This window comes from Mucilaginibacter sediminis (assembly GCF_051903035.1).
In the GTDB taxonomy this organism is placed as follows: domain Bacteria; phylum Bacteroidota; class Bacteroidia; order Sphingobacteriales; family Sphingobacteriaceae; genus Mucilaginibacter.
The window spans coordinates 5,509,401-5,534,768 of record NZ_CP170602.1; the positions used below are offsets into that span (position 1 = coordinate 5,509,401).

Here is a 25,368-nt window from a genome sequence, read left to right on the forward strand (position 1 = left end):
CTATGGTGTCAGCTTCCAGCTAACGTCGTAAAGTCTTGTACAAGGGCATTCAGCTTATGCACATGCCTGTAAGCATGGTAAATAGCAACGGCTGCCCATTCCAACCGGGTAAGTAAGCCTATTCCGGTAAATTCGGGTGCAAGGCAAGTCCCTGTCAGGTCCTGGTTTAGTACAATTTCTTTAAGCTTCTCAGAAACGGACGAAAGTTCATCGTTCAGCAGGGTTTTATCATAATCCTTATCATCGGGTATTAATGTAGGGGCTGCAGGGTATTTGGCATCAAAATCTAAAAATATGCCTTTTATTACATCAACATATTGATCGGGGCTGCGTGGCGTAACTTTTACCGGGCCGTTTAAAGTTGAAACTGCGCCCTGCAATGAAAGTCGCAGATGCTCCAGGTGCTGCGCCGGTGTCCATGATCCTGGTTGTGGTAAACGATTGAAATCGGCGGGTTTAATTGATGCTATAACCTGCAGCAATTCATTAATAGTCGAATCAAGCGAAATAGTTAAAGGCTCTGGTAAATTGTTGCCGGGTGCGTTTATTGTCTGCTTCTCCATAATACTTTGTTGATTGATAATCAAATATCGGCAGGCATAATGTTATTTGGCCGGGGTAATATGGACATTTAAAGGGCGATTTGCGACATGTTTTACTCCTTACTGTCGGCAGAAACAGAGTCGTTCCTTACAATTCTTTTCGCATCACATAATCGTTCATCCAGTAAGGGCCTATGGCGATGTCTTCTTCATAAGCAATTACAAAGCCCATTTTTTCATAAAATGATTTGGCCTGGTTATACCGGTTTACGTTAAGTTCGAGAACTTTTTTTCCTGCCTCCCCGGTCTTTTCCGCTACTTCGTTTATCAATATTTTGCCGTAGCCTTTACCTTGCGTTTGGGGCAGGCAGTATAATTTATGCAGCTTGTAGATGTCGGGGTTTTCATCGCGCGGCGAGTATGCAGCAAAAGCTACAGGTGTGCCCTCTTCTTCCAGTAGCAAGTAGGTTTGCAGGTTATCGCTTACCTGCTTTTCTATTTTTTCTGCCGAATAAATCTCGGCCAGCATAAATTCAATTTGCTCTCGCTCCAATATAGCCGAGTAGGTTGCCCACCAGGTGGTATCAGCTATTTGCAGTATGGTATCAATATCGTTAACTGTTGCCTTTCTTATAATATACATAATCTGTAGTCGGTTTTCTGTTGTCTGTGGACGGTTTTCTGTAGTCGGTTTTCTGCGGTCTGTCCTCAGGCCACCGGCCTCCGTCTCCGGTTCACGCTTTTTCTTCCCATATCATACAAAGATGCAAAATGGTTTCTACCGCCTTTTGCATATCCTGTACCGATACCCACTCCTGCTTGCTGTGAAACGCGTGTTCGCCGGCAAAAATGTTGGGGCAGGGCAGGCCCATGAACGATAGCCTGGAACCATCGGTGCCGCCCCGTATACTGCATAATTTGGCGGTTAAGCCCGTACGGTTTATGGCTTCCATGGCGTTGGCAACAATTTCGGGATGCTGCTCCAGCACATTTTTCATATTACGGTACTGCTGGCTGATGGTTAAGGTATAGGCAGAATTTGGGTATCGCTTTAAAACTTTATTGGCCGTTTTTCGAATTACCTCCGCATGGCTTTTCAAATTATCCTCGTCAAAATCGCGGATTATAAAATCAATACCAGCCGTTTCAATATGGCCTTCTATGCTCACGGGATGCACAAAGCCCTGCATGGCTTCCGTATGCTCGGGCGATAGTTCATCCGGCAAAGCCGCTATAATTTCGCCGGCTATCTTTATAGCGCTTTCCATTTTACCCTTTGCAAAGCCGGGGTGGGCGCTTACACCTTGTATGATCAGCCGGGCGCCATCGGCGCTAAAGGTTTCATTTTCCATATTGCCGGCGCTTTCGCCATCAATGGTATAGGCAGCATAAGCACCAAGTTTGGCAATATCAACATGATCTACCCCGTGCCCTACTTCTTCATCAGGGGTAAATAATATCCTGATATCGCCATGCTTTATTTCGGGATGATTGATTAGCTGGTAACAGGCATCCATAATTTCGGCAACACCGGCCTTGTTATCAGCGCCCAACAGGGTTGTGCCGCTGGCTGTTATTACATCATGTCCAAATTGATTTTTAAGATCGGGATGCTCTGCCAGTTTAATAACCTGGGTGTTATCATCAGGAAGTATAATATCCTGGCCCTGGTAGTTTTTATGTACAATGGGTTTTACATTGGCGCCGCTGCAATCGGGCGCTGTATCCACGTGCGAGCAAAAGCAAATTACAGGCACTTGCTTGTTTGTATTTGATGGAATAGTGGCGTATACGTAACCAAATTCATCCAGGTGGGCGTCATGTACACCCATGGCCAGCAACTCATCAACCAACAGGCGGCTTAAATTTTTTTGCTTTTCTGTTGATGGAAACGTAACCGAAGTGGGGTCTGATTGCGTATCAATGGCAACATACCGTAAAAAGCGGTCGGTCACTGTAAAACTTAGCGGGGAATTAAAACTCATAAGCTATATTAGTAAAAATTTTAAAGCCATTTGTAAAAAACAACAGGTGCTTTTGTAAATATTGATAAAAATTAACATTGAAAAAATATATTCTGTTTTTTGTTTTAGGCTTCACGGTTGCAACAGTTAAAGCGCAAAGTGGGTTTAACTATTACGAGTTTGGTGCAGGTTTTAGCGCAAGCTACGGCAAAGCCGAAGCAGATTTAAAAAAGCAGGACTACCACCCGGCATTTAGTTTAAATTTTGTTTACAATTTTAGCCCCTATTTTCCCATTACGGCCGAATTGCAAAAAGGCACTTTCTCTGGCGGAGGTACAACTCCCGCTGTAGATGCCTCTGGCCGGTATTTTACGAATTCATACCTTTCTTTTAATATCCATGGCGACGTGCAGGCAGGCGAGATAATGGATTATGATGGTAGCTGGATTTTAGACCGTATTAAGGGCTTCTATTTAGGGACCGGTTTGGGTGTTATTCATAACAACATGACCAGGATTCAACGTTATAACCAATATCCGCTAAACGCGGCCATAGGCGATACTGAAGGTTTTAGGGGCGCTGATAACAGCGTGAATATTATTATTCCGATCAGGTTTGGTTACGAATTTAAAATTTATGATGATTATGATCAGCCGCGGTACGGCATTGATTTAGGGATTCAACATTATTTTGCTCCCGGAGAAGGACTTGATGGCTATAACGACCCAACGGCGAAATACAAAAATAACGCCACGGATCAGTACACTTTTGTAACCATTGGTTTTAAATATAACTTTGGTAATACTACTTCTTACACCAAACTTGTCAGAAAATTCCAGTAAATTGAACGTAGAGGAATTGCGCGATTATTGCCTGCAAAAACCAGGTACCACCGAAGGCCTGCCCTTTGGCGAGGAAACCCTTGTGTTTAAAGTTGCCGAAAAGATATTCCTGTTGATTGGCCTTACAGAAGGCAACCGCTTTAACGTGAAATGCGACCCCGAACTTGCCATTGAACTGCGCGAGCGTTATCCGGAGGTAATCCCCGGCTATCATATGAATAAAAAATTATGGAACACGGTTTATATGGATGGCTCTTTAACCCGCAGGCAGCTTTGCGAAATGATTGACCACTCTTATGAGCAGGTGGTAAAAAGTTTATCAAAAAAACTGCAGGCAGAGCTCTCGGATTTAACATAGCAGCGAATGTTTTGCAGCTGTCTTTGAATCTCGATTCTTTTCTCCCCCATTTGTAACGGAATTATTCCACATCTTAAACCTTGAATCTTCACGCTTGATTCTATCTTTGGCCAAAAGTAATTTCATGAGATCATTTTTATCGGCTATACTTCTTTTTTTTGTTTGTATCAGTGCTAATGCCCAGTTAACGCCGTTTGAGCTCAGCAAGGATAAAAACTATACGGCTACCTATGCCGAGGTAATTAGTTACTATCAAAAGGTAAATAAACTGTATCCGCAGCAAATGAAAATGATTAATTACGGTACAACCGATGTGGGTAAACCGTTAACATTGATTGTGCTATCAAAAAATGGTGTTTTCGATCCCGCGCTGATAAAAAAACAGGATAAACGCGTATTGCTTATCAACAACGGTATTCACCCCGGCGAGCCGGAAGGGATTGATGCCAGCATGATGTTGGTGCGCGATCTGCTTAAAAAGAACCAGTTGCCAAAAGATGTTGTGATTTGTTTAATTGCGCTTTATAACATCGATGGCAACCTTAACCGCGGCCAAAGTCGTGTAAGCCAAAACGGACCGGTAGCCTATGGCTTCCGTGGCAACTACCGCAACCTTGATTTAAACCGTGACTTTATTAAAGCTGATAGCCGCAACGCGCTTGCTTTTACACAGATATTAACCACCTGGAAACCGGAAGTGTTTTTAGATAACCACACCAGTGATGGGGCCGACTATCAGTATGTGATGACACTGATAGAAACCCAGAAAGACAAGCAAAACCCGATACTGGCCGATTATACTGCCAAAACAATGACGCCATACCTGTATACCCACATGAAAAAAAGCGGTTATGAGATGATCCCTTATGGCGCAGGTGAAGAAGGCCTGCCAGACTCGGGTATCGTGAGCTTTTTGGAAACGCCCCGGTTTGCAACCGGCTTTACTGCCCAGCATAACATCATCAGCTATATTACTGAAACCCATATGTTAAAAACCTTTGACAAAAGGGTTTATGCAACGTATGATTTTATGCAGCATTTGATTGACATAAATCAGCGTGATGCTAAACTGATTGGCGACCTGAAGAAAAAAGCCGATGCGGCCGTTATCAGCCAAAAAACATTCCCCTTAAAATGGGAGGTGGATATGAAAACGGTGGATACCATCACCTTTAAAGGGTACGAGGCCGGCTACAAAACCAGCGATGTAAGCGGGCTAAAACGCTTGTATTATGACAGGAGTAAGCCTTACACCAAAGTTATTAAATTTTACAATACCTATAAAACAACCGCGACAGCTGATAAGCCCCTGGCTTACATAATACCACAGGCATGGGGCAAAGTGATAGATTTGTTTAAGCTGAACGGCGTAAAAATGCAGCAACTGGCACATGATACCACGTTAAACCTGCAGATGTATTACTTTGGCGATATTAAAACACCAACACGCCCGTTTGAAGGCCATTACCTGCATAGCAGTGTGCAATTAAACCCCGTTGATATGGCCGTGAAATTTTATGCAGGCGATTACGTTGTATATACCAACCAGGCCATTAACCGGTATATTATAGAAACATTGGAACCACAGGGTGTTGATTCATTTTTTGCCTGGAACTTTTTTGATTCGATGCTGGGCGAAAAGGAATACTTTTCGGACTATGTTTTTGAAGATAAAGCCACCGACCTGCTAAAGAAAGATCCCGCCCTGAAACAAAAGCTGGATGATGCCAAAACAAAAGACCCGCAACTGGCCAACAGCGCGCAGGCGCAGCTGTTTTTTGTATATAAAAATTCGCCTTACTTTGAAAAAACATACATGCGCTACCCGGTAGGCCGCATTTTAAATGATACCAAACTCGACCTTAAATAAATGGAATACCTTATCGCAACACCTGTAGCATCTTTAATATTTGCTATAACGCTTATTGTTTCCGTAATGGCGTTTTACAATCAAAACCTGTATGGTAAACTCATGTTGCATCCGTATAATGTATCGCGCGGACATTATGTTTATACCATTATTACCAGCGGTTTTATCCATAAGGATATCATGCACCTGGCATTTAATATGATATCGTTTTATTATTTTGCTTTCGCACTTGAAGCACAAATAGGGCATTGGCAATTTGCACTCCTATATATGGTAAGCCTGGTTTTGAGCGATATGCCATCGGTACTAAAACACCGGGAAAATTATAGTTACTACAGTCTTGGGGCGTCCGGCGCAATCAGCGCCGTAGTATTTGGAGCAATACTGTACTACCCCACAGCCAGGATGGGAATAATACTATTACCGGTTCAAATCCCCGCCTATATATTTGGCATTTTATACCTGGTTTATTGCAGCTATGCGTCCAAATACAGCAGGGATAATATCAATCATGATGCACACCTTTACGGTGCATTAAGTGGTTTGCTGATTACAATTTTGCTAAACCCGCCTGTTCTTCCGTCGTTTATTCAACAAATCAGCGCGGCAATTCAATCAATTGGGCATTAACAAAATCGCCATTGGCATTAAACAGGAAGCTCATGGGTGCATTTGGGTTTTTGATGATCTCTAACAGCAGAAACCCCCAGTTTTTCCAAAAGCTTTCCAGTACCTGGCCATAGGTTTTGTTCATCCAATCATCAAACAAGGGTTTGCTGCTGGTGCCGCGTAAGGGAGCGGCTTCTATGTAAATAGTATCGCCAACGGGCATCACCTCATACTCGGGCAGGCGGTTAAACAGGTAGGCCGAGTAAAAGAAGCGCGCGTTCACCTCCTCAAACTGAATGGGGTGTAAGGGCTGATCGGCAATTTTATCCAGCATTTCCTGGTGATAGCGGCCATTTGAACCATTATCCTGCAGGCATATTACCAGGCCAAAGTCTTTTATCCGCAGCGAGAATGTAAGCGTGTTGATCTCATCGCGATAGCCAAAAACGCTGTCGGCATTGTCAACCTTAAACAAAGCGATGCTGTAAGGTTTAAACCCATCCAGTTCAATAGGCAGGTTAAGCGTTTGCAGCATCAGGTGCAGGTTGCTAAACCGGTGAATAATAGCCTGCGAAATATTAAACTCTTCGCCCTGCGCATGTTGCTGGCGGATGCCGGCCTGTATTTCGTTAAAAATTATTCCGTATAGTAATTTGCCGGCCCATTGAAAAAGTTTAAAATCATCAAGTTGTTTTACAGCCTCATAGCCCGTTTCAAAGGCGGCGGCTATTTCGGCTTCCAGCGGTTCCAAATATTGTTCGTTGATGGCGGCGCTGCAAGGCAGTTTTAGGTCCTTGTAATTGGCCATACTTTCGTCGAGCAATTTAAAGGGCTGGTCTTCCAGGTTATAACGGCTCATGAGCCATTGCGGAAAAACCTGTATCTTTTCTTCTTCAGAATTTAAAGTCTCGCCCGTGAGGAAACATTTGCTGTTGCTGAAATTAAAACGCTGAAACGGTGAATAAATTTGTGCCGGCATGGCCGCAAAGATAAGCACGAAATTCATTCTAAACTTTTAGCTTTGGTTTTTAACATGGAACTGACATATCAACTCTTCGAATTACAACTTAAACACGCTTTTACCATAGCCAAATTTTCGCGCACCACCACGCCGGTTACGCTGGTGCAGGTAAAACATGAAGGCTTTACCGGTTACGGGGAAGCATCAATGGTGCCTTACATGGGCGAAAGCCACCAAAGCGCCACCGAGTTTTTAAGTAAAGTTGATATAGGCCGGTTTAGTTATCCATTTGATTTTGGGTCGATAATCAGTTACTTAGATAGTATTGCGCCCGGTAATCCTGCGGTAAAGGCGGCGATTGACATTGCCCTGCATGACCTGGATGGCAAAATTAAAGGGCAGCCCTGCTGGCAGCTTTTTGGCAGCAACCCGGCCCTGATGCCCGTAACCAGTTTCACTATCGGCATTGATACGCCCGAGATGATCATCAAAAAAGTAAAGGAAGCCGAAGATTTTAAAGTGATTAAGGTAAAGCTTGGCCGCGATACCGATAAAGAACTCATAAGCACCATTCGTTCGGTTACAGACGTGCCATTATACGTAGATGCCAACCAGGGCTGGACAGATTTGCAGCAAAGCCTGGATATGACTTACTGGCTGCAGGAGCAGGGTGTACAACTGATAGAGCAACCCATGCTTAAAACCGACCCGGATAGCAATGCCTGGCTCACAGAGCGCAGCCCTATTCCTATTATTGGTGATGAGGCCGTGCAACGCTTTGAGGACGTAGAGAAAGCCAAAGGCGTATACTCGGGCATCAATATCAAACTCATGAAATCGGGCGGGATGTATGAAGCTAAACGAATGATAAACAAAGCACGCGAACTGGGCCTGCAAATTATGATTGGTTGCATGACCGAAACCAGTTGCGCCGCATTGGCCGGTTTAGCCCTCGCCCCCCAATGCGATTGGGTTGACCTGGACGGCCCCTTCCTGGTAAGCAACAACCCCTACCAGATGCCCGGTTTTGCCGATGGCAAGTATATCTTAAATAACGACCCCGGATTGGGGATTCACACCAATTTTAATTAACACGAATTTCACGAAGTAAAGCGAATTTTCTCAAATCTGCCTGGTAAGATAAATTCAAATAATTTGCCCGATATATAACATTCGTGGAATTCGATTCAATTGGTGAAATTCGTGTCTCATAAATTCGTGTCTGTTTAAGATTCGTGTAATTCGCCTAAATTCGTGACATTCGTGTGAAATGAAAGCATTAATCATCGGTTCGGGCATAGCGGGCATCGCGACAGCGATAAGGCTTGCGGTGCAAGGGCACCAGGTTGAGGTTTTTGAGGCGAACAGCTATCCTGGCGGTAAACTATCTGAATTTGAACAGGATGGTTTTCGCTTTGATGCCGGGCCAAGCCTGTTTACCATGCCGCAGTACGTGGATGAGCTTTTTACCCTTGCAGGTAAAAACCCTAAAGATTTTTTTTGCTACCAGAAGCTGGATAAAGTTTGCCGGTACTTTTATGAAGACGGCACCCAATTAAACGCTTATGCTGATACTGAGCAATTTGCCGCCGAGGTAAGTAATGTTACCGGCGAACCTGTTGCATCAGTAAAAAAATACCTGGCCAACAGTGCAACTATCTACAATATAACCAATCACGTTTTCCTGGAACAATCGCTGCACAGGCTTAAAACATTTTTGAGCCGGGATACTGCAAAGTCGGTTTTGGGGCTACCGGGAATAGATGCCTTCCGGACAATGCACAAGGCCAACGCGGGCTATTTTAAAGATGACCGCCTGGTGCAGTTTTATGACAGGTATGCCACTTACAATGGATCAAACCCGTATGCAGCCCCGGCTACCCTGAACGTGATACCGCATTTAGAGCAGCATTACGGCGCTTATTTTCCTGTTGGTGGTATGTTTAGCATCACCAGCAGTTTGGTTAAACTGGCCGAATCATTGGGTGTTATATTTCATTACAACTCAAAAGCAGATGAGATTCTTTTAGATGACCTCAAAGCTACCGGCCTTAAGGTAGCAGGTAACGTAATCAACGGAGATGTCATCATATCCAACATGGATGTTTGGTTTACCTATCAAAGGCTGCTCAAGTCGTATCCCGGGTTGTTTCCTAAGAGAATCCTTGGCCAGGAGCGTAGCAGCTCGGCGCTGATATTTTACTGGGGTATCAGCAGGCGGTTTCCAGAACTTGATTTGCATAACATCTTTTTCAGCACCGATTACAAAGCCGAGTTTGACCATATCTGGAAGGATAAAAACATCTTTCATGATCCTACTATCTATCTCAATATCAGCTGTAAATACAAGCCGGATGATGCCCCCGGCCGCTGCGAAAACTGGTTTACCATGATCAACGTACCGGCCAATGTGGGGCAGGAATGGGATACACTGATTGCCACCGCCCGCGAAAACATCCTCAAGAAACTCACCCGTATTTTGGGCGACGATATCGAAAGCCTCATTGTTTCCGAAACCATGCTCGACCCGCGGCGTATCCAAACCAAAACTTCATCGTACCAGGGCTCGTTGTATGGCACCAGCAGCAACAGCCGGTTTGCGGCATTTTTGCGGCATGCCAATAAATCGTCCAAAATTGAAAACCTGTATTTTTGCGGCGGGAGTGTCCATCCGGGCGGTGGGATTCCGCTCTGTTTACTCTCGGCAAAAATCGTAAGCGGGTGGATTGCCGATGATTTTTCTCCAACTTCTTAAAGTACGTTTTTTGTTCAAAAAAGCGTGCTTTTATAGCAAAAAACACACACAAACCTGCTATTATTTCAATAAAAAAATTACAAAAATTAACACTTTTTATCACTTTAAAAAGTACGCCTATTTTTGTTAAAAATTTTCCCCCCAAAGTTCCCCCTTCAGGGGGTTAGGGGGCTTATATTTGCGGCATGGATCTTCAACTATTCGATAAGCAGGTTTATGCCGGTAGGCGGCAAGTGTTAACTCAAGGCATGGCCAATGATGGCCTCATCGTGTTGCTGGGCAACGAGGAAAGCAGCATGAACTATAAGGATAACCATTTCAGCTACCGCCAGGATAGCAGTTTTCTGTATTACTTCGGGCTGGATGTTGCCGGGCTGGCCGCAGTGATAGATACCGACACCGGCGAGGCCCTGATCTTCGGCAACGAGTTGAGCATCGACGACATTATCTGGACAGGCGTACTGCCCACCGTGAGCGAAATGGCCGCCCTGGTTGGCGTTACACAAACCCGCCCGTACAACGATATTATCCACTACATCCACAAAGCGCAAACCACCGGGCGCAAGGTGCACATACTGCCGCCCTACCGCCCCGAAAATAAAATTAAACTGGCCGCCTGGCTCAATGTAAGCCTGCAGGATGTGGCCGATCATGTATCGGTAAAACTCATCAAAGCCGTAATTGCCCAGCGGGTGATTAAAACCCCACTGGAGATTGCCGAAATGGAAAAAGCGGTATCCATTAGTGTAGATATGCAGCTGGCCGTTATTAAAAATACCCGCCCCGGCATTAAGGGCTACGAGTTGGTGGCCAAAGCCAACGAGGTAGCCATTGCGGCCAACTCGCGCCTGGGTTACCCGGCCATTATTACGCCCCGCGGCGAAACCCTGCACACCCATTACTACGGCCATACCCTGCAGGAAGGCCAGATGCTGCTTTGCGATATAGGCGCCGAAAATGCCATGCACTATGGCGGCGACCTTACCCGCACCGTGCCCGTTGGCGAACGGTTTACTACCCGCCAGGCCGAACTATACGAGGTGGTGCTTAACTCCATGGACCACGCCATCAGCATGCTGAAACCGGGCGTACGATACAAAGATATTCACCTGGCCGCCTGCCAGAAACTGGTAGAAGGGCTGAGCCAGGCCGGCATCATGAAAGGCGACCCTGCTGAAGCCGTTGCAGCCGGCGCGCATACCATGTTTTTTCAATGCGGACTGGGCCACATGCTGGGCATGGATACCCACGATATGGAGGACCTGGGCGAACACTACGTAGGCTACACCGACACCCTGAAAAAAGAAACCACCGTTTTCGGCCTCAAATCCCTGCGCCTGGGCCGCGAGCTGGAAGCCGGCTACGTGCTCACCATCGAACCCGGCATCTACATCATCCCCGAACTCATCGACCGCTGGCAGGCCGAACACAAATACGTCGATTTTATCAACTACGACGTGCTAAACACCTACCGAGATTTCGGCGGGATTAGGATAGAGGATAACTTTTTGATAACCGATACCGGCAGCCATTTGCTGGGTAAGTACTTACCCAAGAGTTTGAAGGAGATAGAGGGGTTGAAGGGGTAGATGCGCAGATTCCAGATTTCAGATGTGCAGATGGTTTTTTGATTTAGCAATATAAAAACTACCGTCATTGAGAGGCACGAAGCAATTGCCGGTAGTGCAAACGCCTCCTGAAGCTCTGAGCCCCGGCCCATGTGCGATTCCCCTCTCGAGAGGGGAACAAAAAGTAAGGGGTTTTAAAAAGACAAAAGCCCCCTATGCAATTCCCTTTTGAGAGTGGACGTAGAACGACGCTCCCCCTTTTTTAATTTCATTCCCCAACATATTCCTAAATTATTACCTTTAAACAAATTGACTGTTTATGAATAAAGTATTTTACCTGTGTGTAGCGTTAGTTGTTTTGGGTGCCTGGAAATACCAGGACGATCACAAAAAAGGTTTTGTTGATGTTGCCGGCATCGACTCCCTGACAAAACCCGGCGATAATTTCTTTCGCTTTGTTAACGGACGCTGGTACGATACCGCAAAAATTGCTTCCGATCAATCGGGCGTGGGGTCGTACAGCTTCATGAACATCCCGCAAAAATTGCTGCTGCAAAACATCCTGGATAGCGTTTCAAAAGCCCGGAACCCCATGGGCAGTATCGACCAGAAGGTGGGCGATTTTTACGCCTCCGGTATGGATACCGCAACCATTAACCAGCGCGGGTACCAGCCCATTAAACCGGTACTGGCACAAATTGATGCCATTGCCAACGTGCCCTCACTCATCAAATTTGTAGCCGCGCAGCTAAAAGCCGGGAACGGCCTCATTATCGACTTTGGTATTTATCCCGATAACAAAAACAGCAGCATCAATATTGCCCATGCATCGCAAACCGGCATTGGTTTGCCAGAAAGGGATTATTATTTTAAAACAGATTCATCTACGCTTGGCATTCAGCAGGCCTACAAAAAATACATAAGCACCCTGTTCCGGTTAACCGGGAGCAGCCCTGCCGCCGCCTCAAAAAATGCAGCTATTGCTTACGGGATCGAGCAGCAAAATGCGGCATCGCATAAAACCAATATCCAATTAAGGGATGTTAACGCCAATTACCATAAGGTAGCGGTTGCCGCCATCAGCAAAACACAGGCTAACATAGGCTGGCCAACATTACTTGCCGAACTGGGTGCCAAAACCGACTCGCTGGACATGGGCCAGCCAGCTTATTACGATAAGTTGAACGGACTGTTGAAATCGGTGCCCATCACCGACTGGAAAATTTATTTAAAAGCTGCCACCCTCCAAAACTACGCCGAAATATTGAGCAAGCCCTTTGTAGATGCCTCGTTTGAGTTTAACAAAGTATTAAATGGGCAGGCCGTACAAAAAACCCGCAGGCAAATCATGACGCAAAACGTCGACAATTACCTGGGGCAGGCTTTGGGGCAGTTGTACGTAAAACGATATTTTAACGACGATGCCAAAAAACGGGTGCTGGTATTGGTAAACAACCTGCAAAAATCGTTCGAAAACAGGATCAACCACCTGGACTGGATGAGCGACAGCACCAAACAAAAAGCAAAAGAAAAACTATACGCCATCACCAAAAAATTAGGCTACCCCGATAAATGGCGCAATTACGATAAGGTACAAATTAACCGCACCAAATACTTTGAAAACATCCTGTGGCTTAAACAAAACGACTACCAGTTTCAATTGGCCAAACTGAACAAGCCGGTTGATAAAACAGAATGGGGCACAACGCCATCTACGGTTACCGCTTATTACAACCCCTCGTTTAACGAGGTTGTTTTCCCGGCGGGCATCCTGCAATTTCCTTATTTCGACTTTGCGGCAGACGATGCTATCAATTATGGCGGCATAGGCATGGTAATTGGCCACGAAATGACCCACGCCTTTGACGACCAGGGCGCGCAGTTTGATAAAGACGGCAACGTAAAAAACTGGTGGACAAAAGAGGATTACGAAAAGTTTAGGGCTAAAACAAAACAGCTGGCCAATTTATATGGCTCGTTTACTGTTTTAGATACCGTACACATCAAAGGCGCGCTCACCCTGGGCGAAAACACCGCCGACAACGGCGGCATAGCCATAGCCTACGACGCCTTTAAAATGACCGAACAAGGCAAAGGCAACACCAAAATTGACGGCTTTACGCCCGACCAGCGCTTCTTCCTGTCCATAGCCCGCATCTGGCGCGTAAAAACCCGCGATGCCTTCCTGCGCACCTACGTAAACACCAACCCCCACTCGCCCGCCATGTGGCGTGTAAATGGCCCATTAATGAATTTCGCCCCGTTTTATAAGGCATTTAATGTGCAGCCGGGCGATAAAAATTACAAGGCGGAGGAGCAGAGGGTTAAGATTTGGTAGGAAGATAGCAATTGCTGTCCGGAAGAAAATAAAAGCGCAGGGAATGTGCGATTCCTTCCTTGGGGAAGGGGAGGTAGGGCTTAAATCAGGCGTTTGATCCCTACCTCCCCTCGCTTGTAGAAACCCTCAACCAAACTAATTTCATGGGCGTTCCCGTTGGTAGAAACGGGCCGTGCTTTCCCCTCATACGCGCACAAGGCATTAGGCGCGAGGCCGGTATCCGGTTCAATCACTAACGCGAAAACCGTTAAACAAAAAATCCCGACCACAGGCTGAAACATGGTTAACATAACTTAACACATTTTATATAAATTAATTATAAATATTTGATAATCAGTTGTTTGTAATTTATCATGGTTAACATTGAATTGATGCTTTCCGCAGTTTGGGAGCTTGTAAGATGTTTTGTGTTTGTTGGTGCCAGGAGGCAACAGAGGGTATGGGCTTAACCGGGAGATCAGAGGGTTAAGATTGTTAGGGAGGATAACCTATATAAAATCGCATTACCCTTTTAGCCCTGCCTAATAATACAAAATCCCGATGCAGTTAAGCATCTGGGATTTGCATATTCAATACTTAGCATGCGGACCACAAGGGGGACCCTTGCGGTAGCGGGGCACGGCGACTTTGGTAGGCCTACTACCATCTTTTATACAACATTCTTTTACCTTACGGCAATCAATTCACGGCACAACTTGCGGCAGCGGGGGGCTTTGCATTGACACGCCTGCAGGCATTATGCGCTAGGTTCCGATAAAAGTTTACAATAAAACTAATTTGTATTCATGCTGCTAATCAGACCAGTAACTGCCTTATCTTTACCTATCTGAACAACTTACAAACTAAAAGATGGCTATATTGAAAGAACCGGCTTTGATTGGCCGGAAGCTGCACGAATTAGTATTACAGAATTCACACGACTTCAGTCCTCATTTTCAAAGTAGGGAAAAAGAATTTCTAGATTGGTTCCATCAATATAATGGTTTAAAAACGGAAATTCGAGTTAAAGCAGATAGTAAAAATCAATACGAACTGATTAAGCTGTCAGTGCTACTTGCTGATTTTACCTCAATTTATCCCTATCATCCTAAACATTTTCTATACACATTTCATCCAGAAAAAATGGGACAAAATGTCACAGGAGATCAGGAATATCTCGAACTCTTAAAAAAGCAGTTACCAGAGAGTAACCTTTTTGGCGGCTACGGAAGTATTTCAGAGGATCTGTTGGAAGATACATTTAATGAATTGTCTCCCTTAATCGAAGCTGGTAAGATTATGATCAGGCCGGAAAAAATTATTTTTATTATGAATGACAAAAACCAGGTCTTAATCCATCCTGCCGATGCAAACGGAACACATGAAGAATGGCGAGCAATGGTCGATAAGCATGATCAAGCTTCTTATCCCATTTTTGATCGAAAAAGTAGTGTTAACCAGCATCGGGAGGTTGCAGATATATTATTACCATTCCTTTCTGGGACAAGTATTAGTGATTTTGCACAAATAATTGAGGATGAAGAGGACATTTTAGCATCTTTCAGAGGACAGATAAAAAGCTATATGAAAATGTTGGGCGCGGGAGAGGTCACTGCTGCAGAATTTAGGTATGATACTATACAGCCAAAACTTGATCAAATCAGCAGAAAGTTTAATCATATAGCAAATATGCATAAATTGAAAGTCGCTGGGGCAACTGTTGGTGCAGTGGGGCTTGGTTTGATATCCCTTGCACAAACCGGTCTTGCAGCATCGATGTCGCAGTTCATTTCATTTGGATTAGGAACGGTTGGTTTCATAAAAAATGAAACCGAATATCAAAGTTCTATTGAGCAGTTAAAGGATATTCCGGAGTACTTGCTTTGGCGTTTAAGTAAATCCAAAAGATAAAAGCAAGATTACATTACTCCAAGCCGGCGCGTGTGACATGTAATTTTAGCTTTTGGTTGACATATCACCGCGCCAGTCAAAACTTGTATCGATTGCCTTTTTAGTTGTAAACTTATCAATACGTGGATTCGGTAATTTAAACAAAAAGAGTAGCGGTAATCACGCAGATGACCGCCGGAAAAAATTCATTTTTTTTTATTTGACACTATTTCATTCTAATCTATTATAGCACAGTCTTTTTATCAAATAATAAATCTAAATTTATAACCTAGGCCTTAAATATAATTATGGAATATAACTCTCTACAAAAGGATTTCGAATACGTCAAAAATAGATTTAATAATAAAGACAGGAGCGTTAAATGTGTTTTTTCGGAGTTTGAGGAAAATTTTAAAAATTACAATGAGAATATAGCTGAATGGTCAACTCAAATATCTTTTAACGGGCTGAAGGAAGCAAAGAACTTATCCAAAACATATATTGATTTGGACTTATATCTTACTCCAGCTAGTTTACACATAGACTTTACTGAAAAGAGCAAAAAAAAATCCATGTTAGATACATTTCAAAGAATTCAAAGCAATATAATTGTTTTGGGACAACCAGGTGCTGGAAAAACCACCTCTATGAAACGTATTTTTCAGCAATTTAATAACGAGGAATTTAGTTCAAAGTTTTCGTTTCCATTATTAGTAAAATTAAGAGAACTAAAAGACTATCAATATTCAATATTTAACTTCCTATCTAAGAAGCTAAATCTTTTTTTTGAGATGCATGAGGATTCAAATGTAGTTTCGGGTGAACTGCAATTGCGAGCTTCTGTCAAAACTATTAAAGCGAATTACAAAGATGAATTTGATTATTACAGCAACTTTTTTTCGCTATTCTTTAACACAACGAAAGCCTTATTAATCATCGATGGATATGATGAAGTACCGAGAGATTCCCTAGACTATCTAAACCGTGAACTAAAAGACTTATCACAAAAATTAAAAACTTCTAAATTTGTATTAACGTCAAGAAGTAGTGATTATCATATAAATTTGCAAAACACAGACGTATTCGAAATATGTCCATTGGATCAGCATCAACTTAAGGAATTTGCATACCAATGGCTTCCAAATGTGAAAACGGCTGACGACTTTCTTCTTCAAATAAAAAAATCACCTTACTTCGATACTCTTATAAGGCCTCTAACATTATCTCATTTATGTGCAATTTATGAAAGGATAGGCAAAATTCCCGAAAAACCAAAAACGGTTCACCGAAAAGTTGTTAGTTTATTGATTGAAGAGTGGGATGAACAGCGGCAAATTGCTCGTAATTCCAAATATCAAAATTTCGAACAAGACAGAAAGTTTGAGTTTTTGGCAAATTTCGCCTTTTTATTGACGACAAAATTTGAGAAAACTATATTTTCCAAAGAACAATTATCAAATATTTACACAGCGATATATCAAAATTTCGGATTGCCAAAAGATGATCTCAAAGATGTTATAAAAGAAATTGAATCACACACAGGCATTATTTTGTGTGTTGGTCAAGACGAATATGAATTCACTCATAAATCTACTCAAGAATACTTAACAGCTGAATATCTCGTAAGACTTCCGAATATCCCAACGAATTTAAGGCTCTTGGTCAAATTACCAAACGAATTGGCATTAGCTATTTCCTTATCTTCTTCTTCAATGTTATATTTACAATCGCTGTTGTTTGATCGTTTTTATCCTCCAATAAAAAAATTCTTTGACTCCGGTCTTTCAACTAATTCCCTCAGCAAAAGCAACATATCGCAGAAATTTGATATATCACTATACGAGCTTACTGGTTTTTTAGATGTGTTTTGTAATCGGATAGTTATAGAAAAACCAGATTTACCCATCACTCCTATTACAACCATTTGCATTTTAATTATCAACTCGCTTGTAATTGCTTATAATGCAAAAATGGTCCCAAACTCTCTGGTTAGAAAATATTGCTCTTTGAACATACTAAAAAATTACTATGATTTATCTGGTGGATCAAATTCAATTACTTATTTCAAAAAAAATGCTAATGCGATAACATCAAGTTATGACCTGCCTTCAGAACTTTTATTAACAGATGCTCAATACAATTATTTAAAAAATGGAAAGTGAGATTTTTTTTCTTTTAAGAAGCTTGGGAATTATCACTATAGGGAGTTTTAGCATTGTTGCTGTCATCGGCTATTTAGTAAAATCTTTGTATGAAAAATTTTTGCAAAACGATTTTGAGGTTTATAAGCATAAACTTCAAATAGAAACGGAAAAAGTAAAAATCAACCTGGATATCCAAAAAGCTAAAAGCATGATAATTTTTTCTAAATTGTATGAAGAACGTGCACTAATTATCAAAGAACTATATGATAATATAACATCAATTAATGCGATTTATTTAGAAATTATTAAACAGAAACAATTATTTCCTGAAAAAAGCACTTTGATATCCGTTGAAATAGGAAGGGCAAAAGAGTTTCTAAGAATTAAACAATTATTTCTTTCTATATCAACAAGTAAAAGTTGTTTTGATGTATTAATACTATTCGAAAAAGTTTTAGTATTGATAGAAGAAGAATTTAACTATAGTAAAAAAATAGAATTTGCTTTACATTCACCTATGAATACTGAGTTTAAAGATCCTGATTTCTTAATCGAACTAGATAGCAATAAGAACTTACTACTGATGGAGATAAACGCCGTTTTGGTTAATTTAGAAACCCAATTCAAATGTGTTATCGGAATTGATGAGCAATAATATTCTAGGCGCCCGCTGACAGGTAAACCCCACTCCCGCTCCCGCAAGCACTTTTTTGCGCTCCGTCCCCCCCGCTCCCGCAAGAACTTTTTGCGCTGCCGCAAGCCTCCAGGCTTGTGTGCCCGCTGACAGGTAAACGCCATGCTAAGTATACGCCACGCAAATCCCGGATGTTATAATATATCCGGGATTTTTATTTTAAGCGGGGCGAAAGAGTAATATTAAAAAATTGAGGTTAACAAGTTGTGTAGTTGATTATCCTAAAGGCATGGCGTATACTTGGCATGCTGGAGCATGTGGGAGGATCAATGTGACTTTTGTTAATCTACAAACCAAATCGTATTTTAGAATTTCTATGTTAGGATCTACTCAATTTACATGTTCATGCTGCGGCAAGGTGTACAGTGAAATTCCATTGTGCTTTGATAGCGACTATCCCGCATATTATTTCAACGTGCCCGAAAATGAAGTAAAGGAACGAGTTGAGATGGCGGAGAACCTTTGTGTTATTGATAATTACTATTTCCACAAGGGTGAATTGATGATCCCTATAAATGATCATCCCAAAGATTTAATATTTAACGTTTGGCTAACCATCACCAAAGAAAATTTTGAAATCCGAAATACACTTTGGAATGATCCTGAAAGATTAAAACAAGAACCTTATTTTGGATTTTTGCATAATATAGTGCCTACCTATGATAATACCTTAGGCATTAAGGCTCTGGCCTGCGAAAACAATGTGGGTTTCACTCCGGATATCGTGGTGGTTGAAGAAAATCATCCCTTGCGGATAGATCAGCTAAATGGGATAACGTTACATGAAGCGGTTGAAAAAGTGCAGGCTATTTTGAAAGATTGGCAGCATTAACATCTTAGCCCAGTGTTGTGCGGCTGCTCGCGGGCGGATCACGTGTGATTTGGTACACCCCCTCGTCCGCAATAGGGATAGAAGTGGCACCGGCCCTCGCGCTTAATGCCTGCAGGCGTATGAACGCATAGCCCGGACCGCAGGTATTGCCCCGGGAAAAGAATCAAGAGGCAATAATCAAGATTAGCCTCCGCCAGGTGTTATCACCGCACCAGCAAAAGCTTGTATTTACATATGCTTTAGTTGCAAATCGATATAATACCGGGCTTCCGTAGAGCCAACTGGAAGTGGTGCGGTGATAACAGGCTGACCACAAGCTGAAAGCAACAATCAAATTCAATTTTTAAGTACATGTCTTGTGCTGGGGCAGGTACCGTAGCTGACCTTTGCGTGCAATTTGCATGGCTTACAAAAGTCACAAGTGATCCTCCCGCATGCAGCCGCACAACACTTGCGCCAAGGATTGTTTAATCACATTGCTTCAGGGCTTAAAAATTCAGGTAATCCATGGCATTCGATTATTGACCGGCAGTTTTAGTATAATCCAGTTCCCTTACCTTAACAAAATCATTGCCATGCATTTCATAGAACTCTTCTTTATAGTGATTAGCATCTATGATGGTTAAAACCCGGCGGTTTTTTTGAGCCTGTCCAGGAATCAGTTCGTCCTCCCAATCGTAAGTAAAGGCCTGCTTAGCCGCATCAAAAGTTCCCGTTTGCATTTGAATGTCGCTGCCGATATGGTTGTTGATAGAGGTGGTAATATATTTCTTTTGTGGATTGTCAAAACCTTCAATTTGCATGCTTTGATAAAAATCTTCTTTCATTTTGCCATCTGCAACCGGTAGCGGCAATTTTCCCCCCGTCATTTCAACGCTGTAAAATCGCCCGTTGTAAATAACTTTGCGCACAAGGGTACCTTTTACAAAAGCCAGCTTGGCGTCCTGGAACAACCAGGTGCCTGCCAGTTTTTCTAATTGCGCATGGGCATTTCCCGGCCGCGAATAATCAAGCAATTGGGTCATGGTGTCCGGCTGTTTCGGTGCCTGGGCATAAGTCGCGAAATTAACAGTTGTATAAATAAGAGTGGCCAGGCATATTCTGATGGCCGTGCTTGGCCTAATTGTTTTTTTCATAGGATTTTATATGTTGATAAGTACACCTCAAAAAAAGGCAATTATTAACCGGTTTGCCTTACGCATGCGTTGCAAATACTTTAGTATTTGTTGCATTAGCAAAACTTGAAGCCGGATGTTGAACCAGCCCCTGGCGCAAGTGCTGTGCGGCTGGCCGCGGGAAGGATCACTTGTGATTTTTGTAAACAGATCACATCTTAAGCACAGGTCGGCTACCGCTCCTGTCCTGGCATATATGCGCTAAAAACGGGTTTTACTCCGCCGGTTAAATGCAGCATGTGCGCCGGGCGGAGTAATCATATTTATTAGTCTTTTATGCACCTAACCGAGTAGCCATAGTACTTAAGGTTTTCGTGGCGTTCAAAGTAGCCTTTTACATACAGGGCCATATATACCGCGTTGGCGGTGGTAGTGGGGGTTATGCTCCACCATTTTCCGTAGTAGCCTATACTTGTAAAAACACCCTGGAATGCATCAAAATCACGGGCGCCACCGGGCAGGCCGGTAAACAGGGTGCTGTTGGTGGCGCCGGTATTGGCTATCCAGTGGGTTGTGCCTTGTTCCTGTATTTTGCTGCCATCTTCGCGGGTTCCGCCAATATAAGTGTATAGGGTGTTCCACTCCGCATCGGTAGGGATGTGCCAGCCGGCAGGGGCAAGCTTATGCAGGTTGGTTACGGCATACCAGTTATATAGCTTACCGTAAATTTTACCGATGGCTGCGTCATTTTTATAATTGCAATATGCCCCGGTTGATAGTCCTTTCCAGGTGTTGTCGTCGGTTACATTTGGTATCGGGGTACCATCATTGTAATGTGTTACTTTAAGGTTTTCTATCATCCAGGTTTGTGTACCAATTTTTATGGTGCTATAAACGTTGCCGTCAACATCGGTAACGGTACCCGTAGCGGGGCGGTCGGTAACGGTTAATACCGCGCTGATGCTTCCTGCCGTGTAATTACCATTAGTTGCCTGCATGGCGGTTATGGTAGTTTGCCCTTTAGCCTTAATAGTAACCGTATTGCCCGATACGGTAGCTACGGCTGTATTACTGCTGGTATAAGTAAATGTACCGGCACTGTTGCTATTGGGCTTTATTAGCGTAAAAGCTGCTTCGCCAAGGTACTTACCCGGCACCGTAAAGTTTGAAAGTGTTGGAGCTATTGCTTTGGCAAGCACAATCAGCGTTGCCTGTACCGAATCGGCTTTATAAGTGCCCGTTGCCGCCTGCACGGCAGTTATATAGCTGTATCCTGCTCCTTTTATAGTTACAGTATTACCCGAGATTGTTGCCACCGCCGGATTGCTGCTTTTATAAGTAAACGCTCCCGTACTGTTGCTTGTGGGTTTAACAAGAGTGAAAGCCGGATCGCCCATTTTTTTGTTTGGTACTGTAAAGCCGGTGATAGTTGGCTTAATTAAGCCGGTTACCGTAAAAGTTGTTTGTATCGAGTCGGCCCTGAAGTTGGCGGTTGCAGCTTGTATAGCTACAATGGTGCAGGTGCCCGGCCCCTTAAGCACTATTTTATAGCTACTTATGGTAATAGCCACATTGGGGTTAAGGCTTTTGAAAGTGAATGCCCCCGTACTGTTGCTTTTTGGATAAGGAGGTAAAAAAGGTACGTCGGTTTCTTTTTTATTGGGAATAGTGAACGTTGTTAAAGTTGGCGCGGCAAGGCCTACCGTAAAATTGGCTTTCACCGAATCGGCGGTAAAGTTTTTGGTAGCGGCCTGTTTGGCTGTAATTACCGATAATCCGGTGCCCGTAATGGTAATAGTTTGACCGCTTATGGTAGCTACTTTTTTATTACTGCTGGTATAGGTTATAGCGCCATCGCTGGTGCTTTTTGGGGCGGTTATGGTAAAAGGCTTATCGGTAAACTCCTTTGCCGGCAGGGTAAAATTGCCAAAGGTTGGTGCTACCGGTTGGGTAATGTTTGCATTTTGGGCGCTTTTGGAGCAGCCGGCCAGTACGGCAATTAATAAGATAAGGCAGGTTTTTAATAAAAGTTTCATTAACAATATTTTGCACGAAGATAAAGATATTGCTTGTGTATGTAATTTTTTTCTTTGAACTATTGTTAGCCCTCACCGCAAGAACTTTTTGTGCTGCTGCAAGCCTCCAGGCTTGTGTGCCCGCTGGCAGGTAAACGCTATGCTAGGTATACGCCACGCAAATCCCGGATGTTATAATATATCCGTGATTTTTATTTTAAAGCGGGGCGAAAGAGTAATATTAAAAGATTGAGGTTGACAAGTTGTGTAGTTGACTGTCCTAATGGCATGGCGTATACTTAGCAGGCGGGCGCACAAGCCAGGAGGCTTGCGGCAGCGAAGGCTTTAATTTATAGTGTTGGGATTGATATACTTCAACGCGGTAACCTTTAAAAAATCTTTATCATTATCGGCTATCAAGGTTAAATCACGGGTAATTGCGGTGGCGGCTATAATAGCATCGGGCAATTTAAGTTGATGGTACTTTCTAATCCGTATGGCTTCGGCAATTATCTCGGCATCAATACCTACAATATCGGCCTGGGTAACAAAAAGGCTATAAATTTCCAGATCTTCCTCATTGGACGGATTCCAAACCTGTAGCTCAATTTCAGAAATGAAGGATAATTGTGATTCGTCGTCAATAACCTCATCTATAAATTTTAAACCGCCGGCAGGCAATGATTCGTTAAGGTATTTGATTACAGCCGATGTGTCAATCAGATAGGTCTTTGCCGTTCGTCGCGCAGATTATGGAGTTGCTTATCAATATCCTCATTGCTCATTTTGGTTTGTATTTTTTGACGCAACGACGATAGCCGGGCAGGCTTCTTTATTACCTTGATAAGGTTAAGCTCTTCCAGGTCTTTCAGAATTTTGTAAGCCTTTTGATTGGTAAGTTCTATAGTAACCGTTTCCATATACACGTTTTAGGTAACAGTAAAAGTCTATCTGCATTATAAAGTTAGTGATAATCATTTTGTTGAAGGACATTAATTTGAGGAAAACCGCTCATTGTAAGTAGAGCCCTTTCAATACACCCCGGTATTCGCAGTTATTTGAAAACACACCAGGGGCAAAGAACAAGGGTGTAAGAACCTTAAATTTTAACCGGCATAACGTTTTGTGAATAAATACAATATGTTAATATTTGTATATTAAATTGAGCACCTTCAGTTAAATAAACCAATTATGAAATTAAGGCTAATTTTATCATTCCTGCTTTTAACCATTTCTTTTACCGTGTTTAGCCAGGAAAAGCAAAACGTAACTATTGTTGAAAAGGGCTTAATTAAAGTATCAGTGATGTACCCTTATGCCGAAGGTAAAACCTTTAATATGGAGTATTATGAAACTAAGCATATGCCAATGGTAGCGCGGTTTTTAGGATCGAATTTGGTTAAATACACCATCGAAAAAGGGATGGCCAGTGGTATCCCAAACCAACCGCTGCCCTTTATGGCTATTGGCACATTTTATATCAAAAGCCTAAGCGACTATCAGGCTGCTATCGCGCCAAACAGAGATGCCATTCGTGCCGATTTTCCAAATTATACCAATATCACTCCCGTTATTTTGGTAAGTGAGGTGATAAAGTAAACATAACATTTAGCTTCCGGCCGGTGTTATCACCACAACAGCCAAAGCTTGAGTTTTACATATGCTTTAGTTGCAAATTTATATAATACCCGGCTTCTGCGAGGGCCAACCGGAGGGCGTGCGGTGATAATGCCTGCCCGGCTCAATCCGAAATTTTGCCCGGATTAAAAAAATTAACCATTGGTGGTGTACCACCCCGTACCACCCCGTACCACCCCGTTTCAGGGTGTACCACCCCGTACCAGGTCGTGTCACCCTGTTTCAATCCGTACCGGTACACACACCCGCAATTAAACCCATTCGCCCCTTTGACGTAGTGTTGTGCGGCTGCACTCGGAAGGACCGCTTGTGCCCTCCTCCGCAATAGGGATAGAAGTGGGTACCGGCCCCGCGCGTAATGCCTGCAGGCGTATGAACGCATAGCCCGGACCGCAGGTATTGCCCGGGAAAAGAATCAAGAGACAAGAATCAGGAATCAGGATTTTTAATACGTAAATATTTTCCTTCAGCACTTTTTAGTATCAAGTAGCAAGTATCAAGTAGCAAGATTTTGAAGGGGGACAAAGTGAAAAACAATATCGAACACGGAATATCGAATGTCCAACATCGAAGTTTTCGGTTCGTTATTCGAAATTGGATATTCGGTGTTCGATATTAAATTCATTTAAAAACCCCGCAGGCCTTGTTAAACAAGGGCGCTGCGGGGTAGTAACCGCTACGTTACAGTTCTTTGTCGTCTATCAGTTTGGCGTCGCGGGTGTTTTTTTGTACGGCAATGGCCGAGAACATGCTGAGGCAAAATGCCATGGCGTAGAAGCCTTTCTCGCTTCGGGCCAGGTCGGTATTCCACAGGCCGATGGTTAATAAAACCATTGCCGCGATGGTGGCAAACCAGCTGAGGCCGTAGTACAGGTCGGTAACGGCCAACCCTTCGGCCCTGTCCCTTACGCTTTTTTGTACCGAGATAACGGCGAATAAGCCAAATAATAGGATGGTGAAATAATAGCCTTTTTCGTTCAGCTGGATAGTGGCATTCCATAAGCCAACGCAGTAGCCTATTACGCCCACCAATAAGGCAAACCACGAGGCACCTATAAAGGCGGCGGTGGGTTTTAACGGGTTTCTTTTAATCTTGTCGCCATATTTTCCAAAGGCTGAATTTTCTTCTGTTTTGTTTTGTAGCGGTTCCATGTTTGTGTTGTTTTAGTTGTTAATATGGAAGCAAATGTGCGATGTAAAACCGGCCTGCAAAAATCATATTATGTAAATTACTGACGATATAATTTGCCAATT

22 protein-coding genes are annotated in these 25,368 nt (G+C 43.2%); 13 read left to right on the forward strand and 9 right to left on the reverse strand.

Annotated features, from left to right (window positions below; genetic code table 11):
* Positions 1–8 precede the first annotated feature (8 nt).
* From ACFGVS_RS22835 to pepT, 3 genes are all read right to left on the reverse strand, one after another.
* Positions 9–563: a DinB family protein gene (locus ACFGVS_RS22835; RefSeq protein WP_274211075.1), complete on the reverse strand. Its 555-nt coding sequence runs from the start codon at positions 561–563 to the stop codon at positions 9–11.
* 127 nt (positions 564–690) lie between these two features.
* Complete coding sequence (locus tag ACFGVS_RS22840) at positions 691–1,185, reverse strand: GNAT family N-acetyltransferase (RefSeq protein WP_274211074.1); 495 nt, start codon at positions 1,183–1,185, stop codon at positions 691–693.
* Between the two features lie 91 nt (positions 1,186–1,276).
* Complete coding sequence (gene pepT / locus ACFGVS_RS22845; protein ID WP_439695708.1) at positions 1,277–2,527, reverse strand: peptidase T; 1,251 nt, start codon at positions 2,525–2,527, stop codon at positions 1,277–1,279.
* Positions 2,528–2,604: 77 nt separating this feature from the next.
* Between pepT and ACFGVS_RS22850 the strand changes: the two genes are divergently transcribed.
* The 4 genes from ACFGVS_RS22850 (at position 2,605) to ACFGVS_RS22865 (ending at position 6,206) form a co-directional block, all read left to right on the forward strand.
* Positions 2,605–3,348: a hypothetical protein gene (locus ACFGVS_RS22850; RefSeq protein WP_274211072.1), complete on the forward strand. Its 744-nt coding sequence runs from the start codon at positions 2,605–2,607 to the stop codon at positions 3,346–3,348.
* Position 3,349: 1 nt separating this feature from the next.
* Positions 3,350–3,706, forward strand: coding sequence for an MmcQ/YjbR family DNA-binding protein (locus ACFGVS_RS22855; protein ID WP_274211071.1), 357 nt, complete (start codon positions 3,350–3,352; stop codon positions 3,704–3,706).
* Positions 3,707–3,830: 124 nt separating this feature from the next.
* Complete coding sequence (locus ACFGVS_RS22860) at positions 3,831–5,576, forward strand: M14 family zinc carboxypeptidase (RefSeq protein ID WP_439695709.1); 1,746 nt, start codon at positions 3,831–3,833, stop codon at positions 5,574–5,576.
* Positions 5,577–6,206: a rhomboid family intramembrane serine protease gene (locus tag ACFGVS_RS22865; RefSeq protein WP_439695710.1), complete on the forward strand. Its 630-nt coding sequence runs from the start codon at positions 5,577–5,579 to the stop codon at positions 6,204–6,206.
* Here ACFGVS_RS22865 and ACFGVS_RS22870 read toward each other — a convergent pair.
* On the reverse strand, positions 6,175–7,191 hold the full coding sequence (locus tag ACFGVS_RS22870; protein ID WP_439695711.1) for a hypothetical protein: 1,017 nt from the start codon (positions 7,189–7,191) through the stop codon (positions 6,175–6,177). The two genes, ACFGVS_RS22865 and ACFGVS_RS22870, sit on opposite strands and share 32 nt — an antisense overlap.
* Before the next feature lie 27 nt (positions 7,192–7,218).
* On the opposite strand from ACFGVS_RS22870, the gene ACFGVS_RS22875 reads away from it, so the two are divergent.
* The 8 genes from ACFGVS_RS22875 to ACFGVS_RS22910 all read left to right on the forward strand — a co-directional run bounded on the left by ACFGVS_RS22875 (position 7,219) and on the right by ACFGVS_RS22910 (position 19,346).
* Entirely contained in the window at positions 7,219–8,238 is a 1,020-nt protein-coding gene (locus ACFGVS_RS22875; protein WP_439695712.1) for a dipeptide epimerase, read from the forward strand.
* 178 nt (positions 8,239–8,416) lie between these two features.
* Positions 8,417–9,901: a 1-hydroxycarotenoid 3,4-desaturase CrtD gene (gene crtD, locus ACFGVS_RS22880; RefSeq protein WP_439695713.1), complete on the forward strand. Its 1,485-nt coding sequence runs from the start codon at positions 8,417–8,419 to the stop codon at positions 9,899–9,901.
* Between the two features lie 185 nt (positions 9,902–10,086).
* Complete coding sequence (locus tag ACFGVS_RS22885; RefSeq protein WP_439695714.1) at positions 10,087–11,490, forward strand: aminopeptidase P family protein; 1,404 nt, start codon at positions 10,087–10,089, stop codon at positions 11,488–11,490.
* Between the two features lie 298 nt (positions 11,491–11,788).
* Positions 11,789–13,807, forward strand: a complete 2,019-nt coding sequence (locus ACFGVS_RS22890) for a M13 family metallopeptidase (protein ID WP_439695715.1) — start codon at positions 11,789–11,791, stop codon at positions 13,805–13,807.
* Positions 13,808–14,656: 849 nt separating this feature from the next.
* Entirely contained in the window at positions 14,657–15,697 is a 1,041-nt protein-coding gene (locus ACFGVS_RS22895) for a hypothetical protein (RefSeq protein WP_439695716.1), read from the forward strand.
* Between the two features lie 287 nt (positions 15,698–15,984).
* Entirely contained in the window at positions 15,985–17,838 is a 1,854-nt protein-coding gene (locus ACFGVS_RS22900; RefSeq protein WP_439695717.1) for an NACHT domain-containing protein, read from the forward strand.
* Positions 17,828–18,475, forward strand: a complete 648-nt coding sequence (locus ACFGVS_RS22905; RefSeq protein WP_439695718.1) for a hypothetical protein — start codon at positions 17,828–17,830, stop codon at positions 18,473–18,475. The genes ACFGVS_RS22900 and ACFGVS_RS22905 overlap by 11 nt, the downstream gene beginning before the upstream one ends.
* A 355-nt stretch (positions 18,476–18,830) precedes the next feature.
* A complete protein-coding gene (locus tag ACFGVS_RS22910) occupies positions 18,831–19,346 on the forward strand; it encodes a DUF2199 domain-containing protein (RefSeq protein ID WP_439695719.1) in 516 nt (171 codons plus the stop codon).
* A 518-nt stretch (positions 19,347–19,864) separates the two neighbouring features.
* Here ACFGVS_RS22910 and ACFGVS_RS22915 read toward each other — a convergent pair.
* The 4 genes from ACFGVS_RS22915 to ACFGVS_RS22930 form a co-directional block, all read right to left on the reverse strand.
* Positions 19,865–20,482 carry a DUF1579 family protein gene (locus ACFGVS_RS22915; protein WP_439695720.1) on the reverse strand — a complete coding sequence of 206 codons (618 nt, stop codon included), beginning with the start codon at positions 20,480–20,482 and terminating at the stop codon, positions 19,865–19,867.
* Positions 20,483–20,787: 305 nt separating this feature from the next.
* Positions 20,788–22,497: an FISUMP domain-containing protein gene (locus tag ACFGVS_RS22920; RefSeq protein WP_439695721.1), complete on the reverse strand. Its 1,710-nt coding sequence runs from the start codon at positions 22,495–22,497 to the stop codon at positions 20,788–20,790.
* A gap of 324 nt (positions 22,498–22,821) precedes the next feature.
* Entirely contained in the window at positions 22,822–23,157 is a 336-nt protein-coding gene (locus ACFGVS_RS22925) for a type II toxin-antitoxin system VapC family toxin (protein ID WP_274211056.1), read from the reverse strand.
* A 38-nt stretch (positions 23,158–23,195) separates the two neighbouring features.
* Complete coding sequence (locus ACFGVS_RS22930) at positions 23,196–23,396, reverse strand: hypothetical protein (RefSeq protein WP_274211055.1); 201 nt, start codon at positions 23,394–23,396, stop codon at positions 23,196–23,198.
* Positions 23,397–23,667: 271 nt separating this feature from the next.
* Here ACFGVS_RS22930 and ACFGVS_RS22935 point away from each other — a divergent pair, with 271 nt between their 5' ends.
* On the forward strand, positions 23,668–24,075 hold the full coding sequence (locus tag ACFGVS_RS22935; protein WP_439695722.1) for an EthD family reductase: 408 nt from the start codon (positions 23,668–23,670) through the stop codon (positions 24,073–24,075).
* Between the two features lie 720 nt (positions 24,076–24,795).
* Here ACFGVS_RS22935 and yiaA read toward each other — a convergent pair.
* Complete coding sequence (gene yiaA, locus ACFGVS_RS22940; RefSeq protein WP_439695723.1) at positions 24,796–25,266, reverse strand: inner membrane protein YiaA; 471 nt, start codon at positions 25,264–25,266, stop codon at positions 24,796–24,798.
* Between the last annotated feature and the right edge of the window lie 102 nt (positions 25,267–25,368).